This is a genomic window from Candidatus Limnocylindrales bacterium, from assembly GCA_035626395.1.
Classification (GTDB): domain Bacteria; phylum Desulfobacterota; class Binatia; order UBA1149; family CAITLU01; genus DASPNH01.
The window spans coordinates 309,048-324,709 of the sequence record DASPNR010000030.1; the positions used below are offsets into that span (position 1 = coordinate 309,048).

The following is a 15,662-nucleotide window of genomic DNA, read 5'->3' on the forward strand; positions in this document are numbered from 1 at the left end:
CGAGCACGCCCGTGCGGCGCGAGCCGGCCGCGGGCGGCTGCAGACCAATGCCGCCCGCGGCTGCTCGTCCGATCGCCGCCGATCGGAGGTCAGGCCATCTTTCGCCGCAGGGTCGTCTGCTCGCCCTGCGGGCGCAGACGCGCGGGCATCAGGTTCGAGACCAGGTGGATCGCATTCTTGACCATGCCTTCCTCGGCCACCTGCGGTTTGAGCGAGACGAACGCGACGCCGATGTCGTGCGCTTCCTCGTGGGTGAAGAGGTTCTGTGCAATCGGGAAGATCTGCGTCTCTTCCTCCTCGATGTGATGATTGACCGCGTCATGCAGTTTGCGCGCGGCCGTCTCCCATTCCACGCCGACCATCGACATGGCCATGAGGCTCCGCAGCAGCGTCTCGGCTTCCATGTGCTCCTTGAAGCCGTGCATGACCTTGTCGTTGCCGGCATCGAGGTCGCGGATCGAGTTGTAGAACACTTCTTCCTCGGCCCGCGAGTGCGGCACCAGCAGATTGCGGATGCTCGTCAAAAGGTGCGTGGTATCTTCGTTGATCTCGGTGGCGTCCACCAGATCGGCCAGTAACTGCTTCAGCTCTTCATGGTCACGGTGGAGAGCGTTGTAGATGTCCATCTCTTTTGGCTCCTGCATATCCTGTTGATCCGCATGGGCGACACCCGCTGCGGTGCCGCCGCTGTTTGATGCTTCGACGGACGCGGTGCGCGATTGTTTCGGCTTCGTCGGTCAAATGGCGCAGGCGGCCCGCGCTCCACCCGTGCGCCAGGCCGACTCCCATCGGCGCGCTGCGCGCGATGGTCGCGAGAGGGCGCGCCGACCCGCCGCGTGCGGCGCTCGGCAAACCCGTTCGGGCCGGTTATCATGCTGGCGCGGAGCGGCGGAGGTGATGGCACGAAACGTGAACACCGCCCGCCATACGGCCCTGGTGGCCGCCGGCATCTTCCTCAGTCGCATCGCCGGCCTGGTTCGCCAGCGCGTGTTTGCGCACTATTTCGGACAGTCCGATCCGGGCGACGCCTTCAACGCCGCTTTCAAGATTCCCAACCTTCTGCAGAACCTTTTCGGCGAGGGCGTTCTGTCGGCGTCCTTCATCCCGGTCTATTCGAGCCTGCTGGCACGCGGAATGGAGACGGAGGCGCGCCGTGTGGCCGGAGTCGTCGCCTCGCTCCTGGCGCTGGTGACGACGGTGGTGGTGGCGGCCGGGGTGTTCGCCACGCCCTATCTCGTCGACTGGATCGCGCCGGGCTTCGAGGCCGAAAAGCGCGCGCTTACGATCGTACTGGTGCGGATCATCTTTCCCGGCACCGGGCTTCTGGTGCTGTCGGCATGGTGCCTGGGGATTCTCAACAGCCACCGGCGCTTCTTCCTGTCCTATACCGCGCCCGTGCTGTGGAGCGCGGTGATGATCGCCGCGATGGCATGGTACGGCGCAAGCGTCGAGCTGCCGCAGCTCGCGGTGGTGCTGGCGTGGGCGTCGGTGGCGGGCTCGGCGATGCAGCTCGCCATCCAGCTGCCGTTCGTGTGGCGGCACACTCGCGGCATGCGCCCGTCGCTGTCCATGGATTCTCCCGACGCGGCCTCGGTGGTTCGCAACTTCGTGCCGGTGTTCGTCGGCCGCGGCGTCGTGCAGATCAGCAGCTACATCGACTCGATCCTTGCCAGCTTCCTTCCCACCGGAGCGGTCACCGCGCTGGCGAACGCGCAGACTCTCTACACGCTTCCGGTCAGCCTCTTCGGCATGGCCGTCTCGGCGGCCGAGCTGCCGGCCATGTCGAGCATGGTGGGCGAGAAGCACGAGGTCGCGCAGTATCTGCGCGGCCGGTTGTCGACCGGCCTCGTTCGGATCGCATTCTTCATCATTCCCTCGGCGGTCGCGTTCGCCGCCTTCGGCGATCTCATCGCGGCGGCGTTCTATCAGACCGGACGCTTCGGGCGCGGCGATGCGCTATGGGTATGGGGGACGCTGGCGGGCTCCTCGGTCGGGCTGCTGGCGGTCACCTTCGCGCGACTGTACGCGTCGGCGTTCTACGCGCTGCGCGACACCCGCACGCCGCTTCGTTACGCAATCGTGCACGTCGTCGTGGCCACGGCGCTCGGCTACGCTTTCGCGCTGCCGCTGCCGGCTGCGCTCGGTCTGGACGCGAGATGGGGCACGGCCGGGCTGACGCTGAGTGCGGGACTGGCAGGATGGGCCGAGCTGGTGCTGCTGCGAAGGGCACTGGCCGCGCGCATCGGCGAGACCGGGCTGGCAACGCCGGTGGCGCTGCGGCTGTGGTGGGCGGCACTCGTCGGCACCGCTCTGGGGTCGGCCACGCGCGTGCTGCTGCCGGACGGGCTGCATCCGGCGCTGGCGGCGCTGATCGTCCTTGCGCCATACGCAGCCGGCTATCTTGCCGTCACCTGGGCCAGCGGTGTCGCCGAGGCGCGCACGCTCATCACGACGTTGCTACGGCGCGCCCGCCTGGCGCGCCCTGCCTGAATTTTGGAGGACCACGCATGATCACCCTCGAGCCCATCGGCCACGTGCGAAGCCGCCGAAACGATCTGAGCGACGACGATTGGGGAGACGTCGTCGCAACGATCGAGCTTGCCGAGACCTTTCCCGAGGAGGCGCTCCAGGGCCTGGAGGAATTCTCTCACGCCGAAGTCCTGTTTCACTTCGACCGCGCGGCCGAAGAGAGAATCGAGCGCGGCGCGCGTCATCCGCGCGGCAATGAGAACTGGCCGCGCGTGGGCATCTTCGCGCAGCGCGGAAAGGACCGGCCCAATCGGCTCGGATCGACGATCGTGGAAGTTCGCTCGCGCACGGGACGGGTGCTGGAGGTCGTGGGGCTGGACGCGATCGACGGCACGCCCGTGGTGGATATCAAGCCCGTGATGAAGGAGTTCCTGCCGCGATCGCCGGTGCGTCAGCCGCAATGGGCAACCGATCTCATGCGCGACTACTGGAAGGCGCGCTGACCGCGCCGGCCTCCATCGCGGCTCCGATGGTCGTCACCGCTGTGACTGCGCCCAGGCGACGATGGCATCCGCGCTCATTGCGCCCGACTGGCGCGCGACTTCACGCCCGTCCCTGAACAGGGCCAACGTGGGAATGCTGCGGATCGCGTAGCTGGCGCTGATCTGCTGCGCCTCCTCCGTGTTGAGCTTGGCCAGGCGGAAGCGCGGCTCCAGGCGCTGCGCCGCCTGCTCGAAGTGCGGAGCCATGGCTTTGCACGGGCCACACCACGGAGCCCAGAAGTCGACCAGCACCGGAATCCCGTTGTTCGTGATGTGGCGCTGGAAGTTGACGCTGTTCAGCTCGAGCGGATGCCCCTGGAACAGCGCGCGCTTGCAGCGACCGCACGTCGGATGATCTGCGAGCTTGGCAGCGGGCAGGCGATTGATTGCGTCACAGCCAGGGCACACGACGTGAAGCGAATCGGCCATTTTTGCGCCTCCTGCTCGCGGCCGTGCCGCGCTTACTTTCATGATGAAGATAGGAGCTCCGGCCGAAGTGGCAATGCACGGAATTCGCCGCCGCCGGTCTGGCCAAACCTCCTGCTGGCTGCTAGTTGCTGATGTTGCGACGGGGTGGGCCGCGCAACAACAGTCCGTTCGGAGGGTAACCAATGAAATTCCGTACCATGCGAGGGCACGCTGCCGTGCTCTCGATGCTGGGCGTCATCGCGCTTGGAACCGACGCTTTGGCAAGCACTCTGACCCAGAACGTTTCCTGGACCATCAACCGTGCTGACAGCTCGGTAAAATACCGCGTCGTCGCCTACGGCGATTCGATCTATGCCGGCTACAACGGTTCCATCTCCTCGGTTGCCCTGTATTCGGGCGCCCACGTCCAGGGCGACTATGCGCAGACCAAATGGCGCACGGACGTCGAGGTCATCCGCCGCACCAAGTCAGGCGCCAAGGCTGACGACATCTACAACAACAAGATCGTCGCCGAGCGTTCGTACATGCAGGCGAGCAACACGCGCATCGTCACCTTCGAGATGTGCGGCAATGACGGCCTGCAGGCGCGCAGCAACTTCGCGGGCCAGAGCGGCACCTGCAACTACGGCCCCCTCAACACCGCGCTGGCCAACTGCACGACGTACCTGGAGCGGGCGATGCAGTTCATCAACGCCAACGCTTCGCCCAATGTGAAGCTCAAGCACGTCGCCAACCTGTACTACCCGGGGTACGACGCCGACAACGCGCTGGCCAGCTGCACCGATTCGGCGACCGGACAGCGTCCCAACAAGCAGCAGGTCTTCCTGCCGTACCTGGCGCGCATGAACTGGCGCGCGTGCAACTTCGCCAACACCTACGGCTTCAAGTGCAGCGACAGCTTCGCCGAGTTCATGGGCCGCGATTACGACTGGAACGGCGACGGCCAGGTCGACGCGGCGGCGCTGCGCTACGTCCAGGGTGAGTCCGAGTCGGCGTACGTCAACCGGATCGTCAACACGCTTCGCTCGACGATCCGCGACGCCAACTTCAAGGGAGTCAGCTCCACGACGACCTACGACTACATTCAGTCGGATAACACGCATCCGACCTATGCGGGCGGCACGGTCTATGTGGGCTTGTTCGGCGGCACCGGCTCGGGCTCTGGGGCTCCCGACTTTTCCGACAGCCAATACGTCGGCGGCAAGAACCCCATCTGGAACCGCTATGGTCACGAGCGCATGGGCTGGGCCAACTCGGTGTTCAACCCGCTGGCGCCGTAATCGCGCCAGGACGTGACGCGAACGCCGCGTCTGCTTCCAGGGCCGTCGCATCCTCGACAGCGAGATGCGACGGCCTTTTTTTTGCCGGCGCCGGCATGGCTGCCGGGATTGCCAGGCCGGGGGCCGCAATCTAACGTGCGAAGCCGTCGATGAACGAGATGCCCGACAGGAAGCCCGGCGCCGAGGATGATGGCGTGCGGATCGTCGCCAACCAGCGGCGGCATGTGAGCCCCATCGAGATACTGGCGGGCATCGCGATCCTGGCCGGGGTCGTGCTGATCGTGGCGCCGCTGGCATCGGGGCTCTGGCAGACCTCGCCCGAATCGGCCGCCGCCGAAGTCGCGCAAGTCGATGACGAAGACGGGGCTTCGCCGCGGCGGCGCAAGGCTCCGCCGCCGCCGGCTGCGGCGTCCTCTGCGCCGGCGCCCGCGGCGGGACCATCGGCGGCGGCGCAGGCGCGTCGCAAGGTGATCGTGCCGCACACCGGGCTGGAGCATCACGAGAACCGCGACGTTTCGGGCCGCGACGAGGGCAAGCCCGGGCGAGCGCAGAACAAGAAAGATCAGCCCGAGATCGACGCCAAGGATTACATCGAGGCGCTGCGCGCGGCCGGGGAGACCGAAGGCATCGCCGCCTTCCCGCCGCCGGGCACCGATCCGCCCAAGTCGGGCCTGATCGTGCCCGAAGACTACGAGCTGCCCGAAGGCTACGTCCGGCACTATCAGACGACCGATGACGGCGAGCAGCTCGCGGCAATCCTGATGTTCTCGCCCGACTACGAGTTCTACGATCAGAACGGCAACCCGCTTCCCGTTCCCGATGACCGGATCGTGCCGCCGGAGATGGCGCCGCCCGACCTGCCCTTGCGAACGTTGGACGTGCCGGAGAGGAAGCGCCGCTAGGCGCGGCGTCGCATGAGGAGCTTTTGATGGGAACGTTCGTGCGCGCCTCGAGCCTCGTTGCAGCGATGGTGCTGACGGCCGGCGTCTCCACCGCCGGCGCCGTCCACGACGGTCGATGCGACAGCGACAAGTTCCGGGCGGCGGCGCGTTCGGCGCAGAAGCGCGTGATCTGCTACGCGCGTGCCCGCGGGACCGGCAGCGACCTGAGCGATCAGTGCACGGACAAGGCCACGGCGATCCTGCAGCGCGGATTCTCGATCGCGCAGGAGATCGGCGCGTGCAGTGTCGACGGTGACGATACAGGGCTCCAGAATCTCGCCGCTGCCTTTGCCGCCGATGCCGATGCGCTCTTCGCTTCGAGTCCTGCTCCGAACCGGTGCGCGGCCGACAAGCTGCGCCGCATCAGCCGCGCCGTCGCCGATCATCTCGCCTGTCATGCCGCCGCCGCCGCCGAGCAGGTCGCGGTCGACGAGGCGTGCGTGGAGGCGGCCGCGCAAAAGCTGGTCGATGATTTCCAGAACATTGCGGTGCGCAGGACCTGCGCCGGTGAGGCTGGGGATGCGCAATCGCTGATCGAGTCGCTGTCGGCCGATTCCGCGGCCGAGATCCTTGGCGCGATCGCAGGGTCGCCACCGACCGGTCTTGTCGGCACCGTCGACGGTGGCATCATCGAGCTGTCCTGGACGCATCCGGACCCGGATAACGGCCTCAGCCACGCCAAGGTCCTGCGGCGGCTGAACGCTGCGCCCGATGGTCCCGACGACGGTCAGGCGACCGAGGTGTTCTTCGGCGTCGGCGAACAGGCTGCCGACGATCTGACGTTGCTGCTGCCCGATACCGCCGAAACGCCCCGCACCTATCACTACGCCGTCTACGCCTGCACGAGCGCGGAGCAGTGCGAGGTGAACGGCAGCCACGATGCCGTTACGCCGACCATCGTGCAGGCGCTGCGTGCAGGCGGCTACGTCATTCATTGGCGTCACGCTTCCGCTGACGTCTGCAGCGACCGCACCGACCTCGGCAAGGCCGACAGCACGTCGGTGCCGAATTGGTGGCGCACCTGCGACAGCAACTGCGCCACGACCACCGCTCGTCAGCTCAACGACACCGGCCGCGCCGAGGCCGTCGCGATCGGCGACGCCTTCGCCACGCGCGGAATTCCCGTGGGCCGCGTGATCAGCAGCGAGTTCTGCCGCAACTTCGAAACGGCGGCGCTGATGGATTTCGGGCCGGTGGTCGAGGAAACCCCGCTGATCACCTACTTCGTCTACGACGAAGGCAATCGCTGCGCGCATTCGTACGATCTGCTGGCGCAGACGCCGGCTGCAGGAACGAACACGGCGCTGATCGGTCACGCAGGCTTTTCGTGTCCGGTGCTCGCCGCGCTGGCCTGGTCAGAAGCGGCAATCTTCAAGCCCGACGGTGCAGGTTCATCCACGTTCATCGCGCGGGTGCTGGACGATGGGTGGCTGGGGCTGCCGTAGAAGGAAAGTGGACAGCCGCAGAAGTTCTGGCAACTAAGCGGAGCAACAACAGCTTCGGACGCCGTCGAGTCCGCAGGCTCATCTGTCAGCGAAACGGTTAACGCTTGCCTCGTGCATCGTAGAGACAGTGCGATTCGATCCCCTGGCCGCAGCCGAGCACCGGTCTGCGGCCAAACTGCGCGTTGGCCGATGGGGCGGGAGACGTCGGCGTCTCCCGCCTTGCCGATCTAGCCCGGAATCATTGGCCGCGGACGGCACGAACGCGAGCGGTAAAGCTCTTTCCCGTGTGCCAGGTCAGACCGGGCGCGAAGTCCACCAGCCAAGCGGAGCTTGGATTGCCGGCGTAGGAGGTGGAGGACCAGTAGTTGTTGACCGACCCCGTGCAGCTACAGGTGTCAACCGTACACGCGGACGAGCATCCAGTCTCCAGGACGCTTACATCAGTGGCCGGCGTGGTCCGACCAAGATTGACCAGGCTGTCCACCTCGAACCTGTTCGGCAGCCGCCAATCGTTGTGACCGGCGTAGTTGGCGGCGTTCATGTTTGCCACTTTGGTGAACGCGTCTGTCCAGTTGTACGTGGTGTCGATGCTGTGACTAGCCGGGCAGGATCCACCCGTGCACAAGATTTCCCACTCCAGTCCGGTCACGTTGTCGAGAAGCGTTCGCTCGCCGGCGACCGTCGTGTCGAAGGAGTAGCTGCGCGCAGCGCCGGCCCGCGTGTCTCCGTCCTGCACATTGGCCGGCACTCCAGGGCAGGCAACCATGGAGCCGCCGCTGGCGCACAGCGTCTGCCCCGTTTCCGGCAAGATCGGATCGACTCCCGGCATCACGCCGCCCGGACCGCACAGCAAACCCGGGCGTCCGTCGTCGACCGCGCCATCGATCGCCGTTTCGATTGCATCCAAGGCATTGCACGCATCGGCCACGGCTGTGTCGGTGCATGATGCACACGTCGTCCCGCACGTCTCATCCAGCGCCAGAATCCCCGGTCGGACTGCATCCAGCCATTCGAGCAGCCGCGGAACCCGCGTCGCCACCGCCTGCTGAGCGCCACACGTCCCGGCCGCCGTGAGGCAAGATACCCATTCGTCGAGGTCGTCGATCGCGCCGTCACTGCCGAAATTGGAGCACCAGGAATCGAGATTCATCGCTTCGATCTGCTCTGCGAGCATCCCGGTGCCGATGATGTCTTCCTCTGCGTGCAGCACTTTGTCGGGATCCACTGCGGGATCGCATGCCGCATTGATCTTGGCCGCCATTCGGCCCGCAATGGTCTTTAGTGGATCCGCCGAGTTCTCCAGCTTCAAAAGAGCCTTCATACACGTTGCCGCTGCGTCCTCGGGAGATCCCGGGGGCACAGCGGACTGCTCTGCGATCACTGCCTTGCTCATGGCGTCTGCGCAGGAACTCACGGCCTTGACGTACTGCTGCGTGTACTTGAGCAACTCGCTGCCGGCGGTCCGCTGACACCCATGAAGCGTAGCCTCAGGTTGCGCGAATGCGGCCGATGCTGTGACGGCAAGCACTAAGGTACACGTGATCCATCTGAAAACCATCATCTATCTCTCCTCAATAATTGGCGTGTTTACGCGTTGCTCGTGCGTGCCGAATTGGCAGCCATAGATCCCGCGCATCCGACAGATAGGTGGCTGGCAGAGTACGTGCAAGGATGTTCTTGCCCTGCCTTTGGCGGCAGCGTATTGCTGATTCGGTTCCAGCTCCGATACGGCTGTCAGCGCTCATCGGTAAAGCGCGCTCCGTTACGTTGCGGGTAGCAAGCCGACCAGATCGTCGCCCTCGCGCAGTCTGACGATCGCGCTCGCGTTGGAGGCCCAACGCACGGTGATGCGTTGTCCTAGGCGACCCGAGCGCCACGATTAGGTCAAGATCACACCGGGGCGATGCCGCAGCAGACAGGCGTGCGGCGAACTCAGCGAAGAAAGTGCTGCCCAGGGCCGGAATTGAACCTGAGCCGCGAGCTGGCGAGCGGCGAACTCGACGTGGTCTCGAAGCGTTGGCGCAACGAAAGTGGTGCCCAGGGCCGGAATTGAACCAGCGACACGGAGATTTTCAGTCTCCTGCTCTACCAACTGAGCTACCTGGGCACGAGGGAGGAGAGAGGGTGCGGCGCCTACCGGCGCGGCGGCTTCCCGTGTACAGGCGCGATGTTTTCCGGTCAAGTTCGCGCCCGGACGGCGTTTCCTGAGCTGGCACGACCTCAGCGCTGCAGCCCCGCGCACTTCCTCTCGACGAACTCGATCACGTCCGCTTCCAGCCGCACGCCGCCGAGCCGGTTGGCTTCCTGCACGCCGGTTGGGCTGGTGACGTTGACCTCGCTCAGGTAGTCGCCGATCACGTCGAGGCCGGCGAAGTAGATGCCGAGCGCGTCCAGCGACGGCGCCAGGCGGTCGCAGATCCTTCTCTCGCGCTCGCCGATCTCGGTTGGCACCACCGTTCCACCGACGTGAATGTTGCCGCGCAGGTCCGTCTCGCGCGGCACGCGGCGGATCGCGCCGAGCGGCTTGCCGTTCAAGTACAGCAGGCGAACGTCGCCCGCGCGGGACTCGGGCAGGAACCGCTGCGCCATCACCGGCCGCATGCCGTGGCGCGTGGAGGTCTCCAGGATCGAGTAGGTGTTCAAATCGCCCGGCGCGATGCGGAAGATGCCAAGCCCGCCGCAGCCGTCGAGCGGCTTGACGACGATGTCCCCGCCGACCTTGTCGCGGAAGGCCAGGATCGCGTCCGGGCAGGCCGAAACCATGGTTTCGGCGATGAGATCCGGAAAGCGCAGGATGAACAGCTTTTCGGTGGCCTCGCGCAGCCCGGCGGCGTTGTTGAAGACGAACGTGCGCGCGGGGTCGATCAGCGACAGCAGGTGCGTCGAGAAGAAGAAGTCGGTGTCGAAAGGCGGATCCTTGCGCATGAAGACGCAATGGAAATCATCGGCGGGGCGCCACCGGTACTCGCCGATCTCCGCGTGGCTTCCCTGCACCGGCGCGACCTTGAGCGTGGCGGTGCGCGCCAGCACGCGTCCGTCCTCGAACGCGAGGTCGGCGATGCCGCAGATATGGTTTTCGTGCCCGCGATCCTGCGCCTCGCGGATGAAGACGAACGAGGTGTCCTTGGTGATGTCGATCCGCTCGATCGGATCCATCACGTGCAGGAGCTTCACGATCGTTGCCCTCCTGTGGGCAGTCTAACTCGGCTCGGGACGCTTTGGCGGGCGGCGGCCGAGATCGCCCCAGAGGTGCTGGCAGACGGCGGCGGCCACGATGGCCGCGGTCTCGCTGCGCAGCACGCGCGGGCCCAGACCTACGTCGACCCAGCCGTGCTTGCGAGCGAGATCGATCTCCTCTCGCGAAAAGCCGCCTTCGGGACCGACCACGGCGATGACCTTGTAGGTGTCGGGATAGCGCTGGCGCAGAGTGGCAGGCGGCTCGGGATCGGCACCGACGGTGAAGAGCAGGCCCAACGCATCGGCAGGTTTGGAGGCGATCAGCTCCTGGAACGTTCGCAGGCGCTCGACCACCGGCATCATCGTGCGGCCGCTCTGCTCGGCCGCCGCCTTGGCGATGCGGCGCCAGCGCTCGACGCGATCCATGGCCTGCTCGGCATCCAGGCGCCCGACGCTGCGCTCGGAGTGGATCACGCAAATCCGATCCGCGCCGAGCTCGACGACCTTCTCGACGATCAGGTCGGTCTTCTTGCCCTTGGCCAGGCAGGGCGCGATCGTCATGTCGAGCGAGGACTCGGTGCTGGTGCCGGTGTCGCCGAGAATGCGCACCACCGCGCTCTCGCCCTGGTACATCTCGAGCACGCCGATGCACTCGCGGCCTGCGCCGTCGAATACGATCAGCTCGTCGCCGGGCTTGAAGCGAAGAACATTACGGAGGTGATGCAAGCCGGCGCCCGCAACGATGGCGCGGTCGGTGTTGAGGCGCTCCGGCTCCACGTACAGCCGGGTCTTGGGAAGCGCATGCGTGGCAACAGCCGTCAGCATCTCGACTCTGCGTATAAGCTCTCACGTTCGCGGCGCAAGAGGCTCGCGGTGCAGGACCACCGTCACCCACTCCCCACGCTCGAGAGTGGAGACCTCGTTCCAACCGGGACGGACGAAGGCTTCCTTGACCATCGCCAAGCGGCTCGACTCGATGCCCGAAAGCACCAGCACGCCTCGCTCGGCAACATTCGCCGTCAGCCGGCCCTGCATCTCGACCAGCGTTTCGGCCAAAATATTCGCTACGACGAGGTCATAGGCGCCGCCGTCTGCCTCGGATGCGATGTTCGTGCCAACGGATGTCTCTGTGTTCTCGCGGGCAAGGCGCGCCCGGACGATGTCGCCGACGCCGTTGCGCTCGATGTTTTCCTCGGCCGCCTCGACGGCGATCGGGTCATTGTCGATGGCGACGACCTCACGCGCCCCGAGACGCGCTGCGGCGATGGCGAGGATGGCCGAGCCGCAGCCGAGGTCGAGAACGCGGTCGCCGGCCTTGACGTTCGCGATGAGCGCCTCGATGCAGCCGGCGGTCGTCTCGTGCAGGCCGGTGCCAAACGCCATGCCCGGATTGATGACGATCGAGATCACGCCGGCCACTGGCGGCGACGGCTCCTCCCACGGCGGCAGAATCTCGATACGGCCGCCGATCGTGTGACGGGCAAAGTGCCGGCGCCAGTTCTGCGTCCACACCCGCGGGTCGAGCTCGCGCACGACGACGTTCGGCGACGGGCAGCCGGCAAGGAAAGGCATGTCGGCGAGCGCCGACGCCGCTCCCTGCGCGACGCCGGTTGCGTCGCGCAGCGAAGGCGCCTGCGTAAAAACGACGATGCTGGCGCCCCCGCCGTGCTCTCGCAGCTCGCAGCCGCTGAACCCCCGGGCTGCCAGAGAGGCGGCCGCCGCTTCACTGTGCTGCAGCGGCACTTCGAGAACGATCTCGTACCACGCATCTTCCATTGGACCGCGCACCCTAATCCAGCCAGCTTGTCGGATCATGCCCGCGCCTCTTGCCATCGGTCATCGTGGCGCCGCCGGGATCATGCCCGAGAACACGCTGCCATCCTTCGAGAAGGCGCTCGAGCTGGGCGCCGAGGCGCTGGAGTTCGACGTGACGCTGACGCGCGACGGCGAGCCCATCATCATTCATGACGACACTCTCGACCGCACCACCAACGGCCGCGGCGCCGTCGACAGCTTTTCGCTCGAGCAGCTGCGCGAGCTGGATGCCGGATCGTGGAAGGGCGTGCCGGCGCGGCTTCCGACGCTCGATGAGGTGCTGGGTGCGTTCGCGCATCGCGCGCTGCTCAATCTCGAGGTCAAGCGCAGCCGGCGTCGCGCCGAGCTTGTCGATGCCTGCGCCGCCGCCGTCGCCGAGCGAGGGCTTCTCGACCGCGTCGTTTTCTCGTCGTTCGACCACGATGCGCTGCGCCTGGTTCGGCAGCTGCTTCCGCAGGCGCGCATCGGCGTGTTGTGCGAGCTGACGCGGCTGGAGGCCGCCTACCGCTGCGCCGACGAGATCGGCGCGGAGAACCTGCATCCGCCGGCGCTGCTGGTCACGGCGGGTCTGGTGCGGCGTGCGCATGAGCGCGGACTGGCGGTGTGGACGTGGACGGTCAACGATCCGCGCCGCATGGCGCGCCTTTGCGCACTCGGCGTCGACGGCATCTTCTCCGACTTTCCCGACCGCGTCCTTGCCGCCCGCGGGCACTGATCGCCGCCAGCGGCTGCTGCATCGCAGGGAGCGTCAGCGCCCTCCGGCCGCCGCCGTCTTCGCCGGCGGCGGGCCGACGATCGCCTCGGTCCGGGCGTCGAGGTTGATGAAACGCTCGGCCACGCGCTGCACGTCGCCGGTGTCGACGGCGCGGATCTTGTCGGCGTATCGGCGGCCTTCGAGGTAGCCCAGGCCGTAGAGCTCGTTGAACGTCATGTTCTCGGCGATGGCGCTGTTGGTCTGCAGGGCGATCTCGTAGTTGCCGATCAGATAGCGGTGCGCGCGCTCGAGCTCCTCGCGCTTGACCGGCTGCGTGCGCACCTTTTCCAGCTCGACCATGAGGCCGTCCAGGGCGCGCTGCTCGTTGGCCGGATCCGTGGCGATGTAGGCGCCGAAGAGGCCGGGTGCGTAGCCTTCGCTCGAGAAGGACGTCACCGAGTAGCACAGCGCCTGCTTGTCGCGCAGCTCGTAGAAGAGACGTCCGCCCTGCCGCGACAGCACGGTGTCGAGCACCGAAAGCGGATGCTTGTCGGGATCGGTCACGGCAACGCCGGGGAACGCCACCACCACGTGCGACTGCTTGCGCACGCTGTCCATGCGCGCGCGCTGCGGAGCCGCCGGTACCGCCGCCGGCGGCGGTGCCTGGAACGGCTCACCGTCGCCTTGCAGCGATCCGAGCGCCTGCTGCAGGCGAGCGACGACTTCGCCCTCGTCGATGTCGCCGACCACGGTGACGACGAGGCTCTGCGGATCGAGCACATCGCGGTAGTAGCGGCGCAGATCGTCGGCCGTCAGCTTGCCGACGCTGTCGGCCTCACCGAGGACCGTCATGCCGTAGGGATGGGTGGGGTAGACGGTGTGATAGGCCAGGTCGAAGGCGCGCTGCGCGCTCTCGTCGTTGCGGTTCTTGATCGCCAGCAGCAGCTCGCGGCGCGTCTTCTCGACTTCGTCGGCCGGGAATGCCGGCTTCAGCAGCACCTCCAGCGTCAGGTCCAGTCCCTGCGCCAGGTGCTCGGACAGGAACGTGCCGGAGACGCCGAAGGAGCTGCGCCCCGAGAAGCCGCTGACGTCGCCCGCCAGCGATTCGACTTCGCTGGCCAGCCGCTCGCGCGAGTAGCTGGCGGTGCCGCGCGTGAGCATCTCGGCGACGAAGTTGGAGATGCCGTTGTTTCTGGGCGTCTCCGCCAGAAGGCCGCCGAGCACCGCCGCCCGGATCGAGAACAGCGGCACCGCGTGATGCTCCTGCACGATCACGCGCACGCCGTTGGGCAGCTTGTGCAGCTTGGGCTCGGTATCCTTGACCTGTCCGAGCGCGCGCGGGGTGGCCGGCGGCGCTTCGCGTCCTGCATCGGCGTCGGCAGCGACCTTGGGCGCCGTGGTATTCAGCGCTCCGGCGACGCGCTCGAGCTTGGCCAGCGTCAGGCGCTCGGGCTCGCCCTTGGGCCGCAGGCTGACGGCGGTCAGGTTCTCGTCGACCAGGTATCTGCGCGCGACGCGCTGCAGGTCGGCGGCACCGACGGCGCGGATCATCTCGATGTATCGATCGGGATAGTCCGGATCGTTGTGCACGACGATCGAGTAACCGAGCTCGCGCGCCTGGCCCTGCACCGTCTGACGGCGATAGACGAAGTCGCTTTCGAGGTTGGCGCGGGCGCGCGCGATCTCGTCGGCGCTGGCCGGATAGTCGCGCACCCGCGCGATCTCCTCGATCAGCGCGCGCAGCACCTTCTCCTCGTCATCGGCTTCGAAGGCCGCCGTGGTCAGGAACAGTCCCGGATCGGGCGGCGTGTAGGCGAAGGCGCTGGCGCTGGTGGCGATGCCGGTGGTGGCCACGAGGCGGCGGTACAGCCGCGAGCTCTCGCCGCCGCCCAATACGTGCGCGAGCATGTCCAGTGCCGGCGTATCGGGATGGTTGGCGTCGGGAATGTGGAAGCCGAGCGCGAGCTGGGCCTCCTGGATGTCCATGGTGACGCTGGCCATGCGCGTCTCGTTCTGCGGCGGTTCGGGCGTGCGCTGCGGGCGCGGCACGGGCTTGTCGCGGAACTCGCCGAACCGGCGCTCGATCTCGCGCCGCATGCTCTTGGAGTCGAAGTCGCCGACGACCACCAGCGTCATGTTGCTCGGCGTGTAGTAGCGCCGGTAGAAGTCCAGGATCATGTCGCGCGTCAGGCCCTTGATCGACGCCTCGGTGCCGATGACGGAGCGCTTGTAGGGATGGCTCTTGTAGGCGGTCTCGAAGAGCGTGTCGTAGATGCGATTGCTCGGCGAATCCTGGCCGCGTTTGTACTCCTCCATCACCACGTCGAGCTCCTTGGCCAGCTCGGTAGGGTCGAAGGAGGAAAACTGGACGGCGTCGGCCAGGATGTCGATGCCTTCGTTGGCGAAACGCGAGGCCAGGACGAGGTGATAGACGGTCTGGTCCCACGACGTCCACGCGTTGATGCTGCCGCCCGAGGATTCGACGGCACCGGCGATCTCACCGACGCCGCGCCGTTTGGTGCCCTTGAACAGCATGTGCTCGTGCACGTGGGCGATGCCGGCCTCGATATCGACCTCGTCGGCTCCGCCTGCCTTGACCCACACCTGTTCGGCCACCACCGGCGCGAAATGGTCCTCGCGCAGGACCACCTGCAGGCCGTTGTCGAGCTTGTAGATTTCGGTCTTGGGCTTCTTGGCGATGTCGTTGGAGGAAGGGGAATCGTTCATGGTTCCGCACCCGCTGATCAGCAGCAGCGCAAGCGACAGGACCGCGGCCGGCGCAGTGGCCGCCAAGCGCCGCGGTCGTGGGCAAAAAATCGTTGTCGAAAAGGATGACCGTGCATCGGCGCACGGCCGGCGGCCGGGTCGGG

13 protein-coding genes and 1 tRNA gene are annotated in these 15,662 nt (G+C 66.6%); 6 read left to right on the forward strand and 8 right to left on the reverse strand.

The features are described from left to right. Window positions 1–89 precede the first annotated feature (89 nt). The gene (locus VEC57_10780) at window positions 90–644 is read right to left on the reverse strand and encodes a hemerythrin domain-containing protein (protein ID HYB99603.1); all 555 of its coding nucleotides are present in this window, start codon (window positions 642–644) and stop codon (window positions 90–92) included. A 253-nt stretch (window positions 645–897) separates the two neighbouring features. Between VEC57_10780 and murJ the strand changes: the two genes are divergently transcribed. Next, window positions 898–2,490 (forward strand): murein biosynthesis integral membrane protein MurJ, encoded by a 1,593-nt coding sequence (gene murJ / locus VEC57_10785; protein ID HYB99604.1) that lies wholly within the window; start codon window positions 898–900, stop codon window positions 2,488–2,490. 17 nt (window positions 2,491–2,507) lie between these two features. After that, window positions 2,508–2,972 carry a tRNA (N6-threonylcarbamoyladenosine(37)-N6)-methyltransferase TrmO gene (gene tsaA, locus VEC57_10790; GenBank protein HYB99605.1) on the forward strand — a complete coding sequence of 155 codons (465 nt, stop codon included), beginning with the start codon at window positions 2,508–2,510 and terminating at the stop codon, window positions 2,970–2,972. A 33-nt stretch (window positions 2,973–3,005) separates the two neighbouring features. Here tsaA and trxC read toward each other — a convergent pair whose 3' ends face one another. Then, window positions 3,006–3,440: a thioredoxin TrxC gene (gene trxC / locus VEC57_10795; protein HYB99606.1), complete on the reverse strand. Its 435-nt coding sequence runs from the start codon at window positions 3,438–3,440 to the stop codon at window positions 3,006–3,008. 182 nt (window positions 3,441–3,622) lie between these two features. On the opposite strand from trxC, the gene VEC57_10800 reads away from it, so the two are divergent. The 3 genes from VEC57_10800 (at window position 3,623) to VEC57_10810 (ending at window position 7,106) form a co-directional block, all read left to right on the forward strand. Continuing rightward, the gene (locus VEC57_10800) at window positions 3,623–4,720 is read left to right on the forward strand and encodes a hypothetical protein (protein ID HYB99607.1); all 1,098 of its coding nucleotides are present in this window, start codon (window positions 3,623–3,625) and stop codon (window positions 4,718–4,720) included. Window positions 4,721–4,869: 149 nt separating this feature from the next. Further along, the gene (locus tag VEC57_10805; protein HYB99608.1) at window positions 4,870–5,622 is read left to right on the forward strand and encodes a hypothetical protein; all 753 of its coding nucleotides are present in this window, start codon (window positions 4,870–4,872) and stop codon (window positions 5,620–5,622) included. Between the two features lie 26 nt (window positions 5,623–5,648). Then, a complete protein-coding gene (locus tag VEC57_10810; GenBank protein HYB99609.1) occupies window positions 5,649–7,106 on the forward strand; it encodes a hypothetical protein in 1,458 nt (485 codons plus the stop codon). A 238-nt stretch (window positions 7,107–7,344) separates the two neighbouring features. On the opposite strand, the gene VEC57_10815 is transcribed toward VEC57_10810, so the two are convergent. The 5 genes from VEC57_10815 to VEC57_10835 form a co-directional block, all read right to left on the reverse strand. Then, window positions 7,345–8,667 (reverse strand): DUF1566 domain-containing protein, encoded by a 1,323-nt coding sequence (locus tag VEC57_10815; protein ID HYB99610.1) that lies wholly within the window; start codon window positions 8,665–8,667, stop codon window positions 7,345–7,347. Between the two features lie 470 nt (window positions 8,668–9,137). Beyond that, a tRNA-Phe gene (locus VEC57_10820) sits at window positions 9,138–9,213 on the reverse strand. A 113-nt stretch (window positions 9,214–9,326) separates the two neighbouring features. Further along, window positions 9,327–10,280: a glutathione synthase gene (gshB, locus tag VEC57_10825; GenBank protein ID HYB99611.1), complete on the reverse strand. Its 954-nt coding sequence runs from the start codon at window positions 10,278–10,280 to the stop codon at window positions 9,327–9,329. A 24-nt stretch (window positions 10,281–10,304) separates the two neighbouring features. Beyond that, the gene (locus VEC57_10830) at window positions 10,305–11,108 is read right to left on the reverse strand and encodes a 16S rRNA (uracil(1498)-N(3))-methyltransferase (GenBank protein ID HYB99612.1); all 804 of its coding nucleotides are present in this window, start codon (window positions 11,106–11,108) and stop codon (window positions 10,305–10,307) included. 21 nt (window positions 11,109–11,129) lie between these two features. Then, window positions 11,130–12,098: a 50S ribosomal protein L11 methyltransferase gene (locus VEC57_10835; GenBank protein ID HYB99613.1), complete on the reverse strand. Its 969-nt coding sequence runs from the start codon at window positions 12,096–12,098 to the stop codon at window positions 11,130–11,132. Between VEC57_10835 and VEC57_10840 the strand changes: the two genes are divergently transcribed. Next, window positions 12,097–12,813 carry a glycerophosphodiester phosphodiesterase family protein gene (locus VEC57_10840; protein ID HYB99614.1) on the forward strand — a complete coding sequence of 239 codons (717 nt, stop codon included), beginning with the start codon at window positions 12,097–12,099 and terminating at the stop codon, window positions 12,811–12,813. The genes VEC57_10835 and VEC57_10840 overlap by 2 nt on opposite strands. Before the next feature lie 33 nt (window positions 12,814–12,846). On the opposite strand, the gene VEC57_10845 is transcribed toward VEC57_10840, so the two are convergent. Next, window positions 12,847–15,585: a pitrilysin family protein gene (locus tag VEC57_10845; protein ID HYB99615.1), complete on the reverse strand. Its 2,739-nt coding sequence runs from the start codon at window positions 15,583–15,585 to the stop codon at window positions 12,847–12,849. Between the last annotated feature and the right edge of the window lie 77 nt (window positions 15,586–15,662).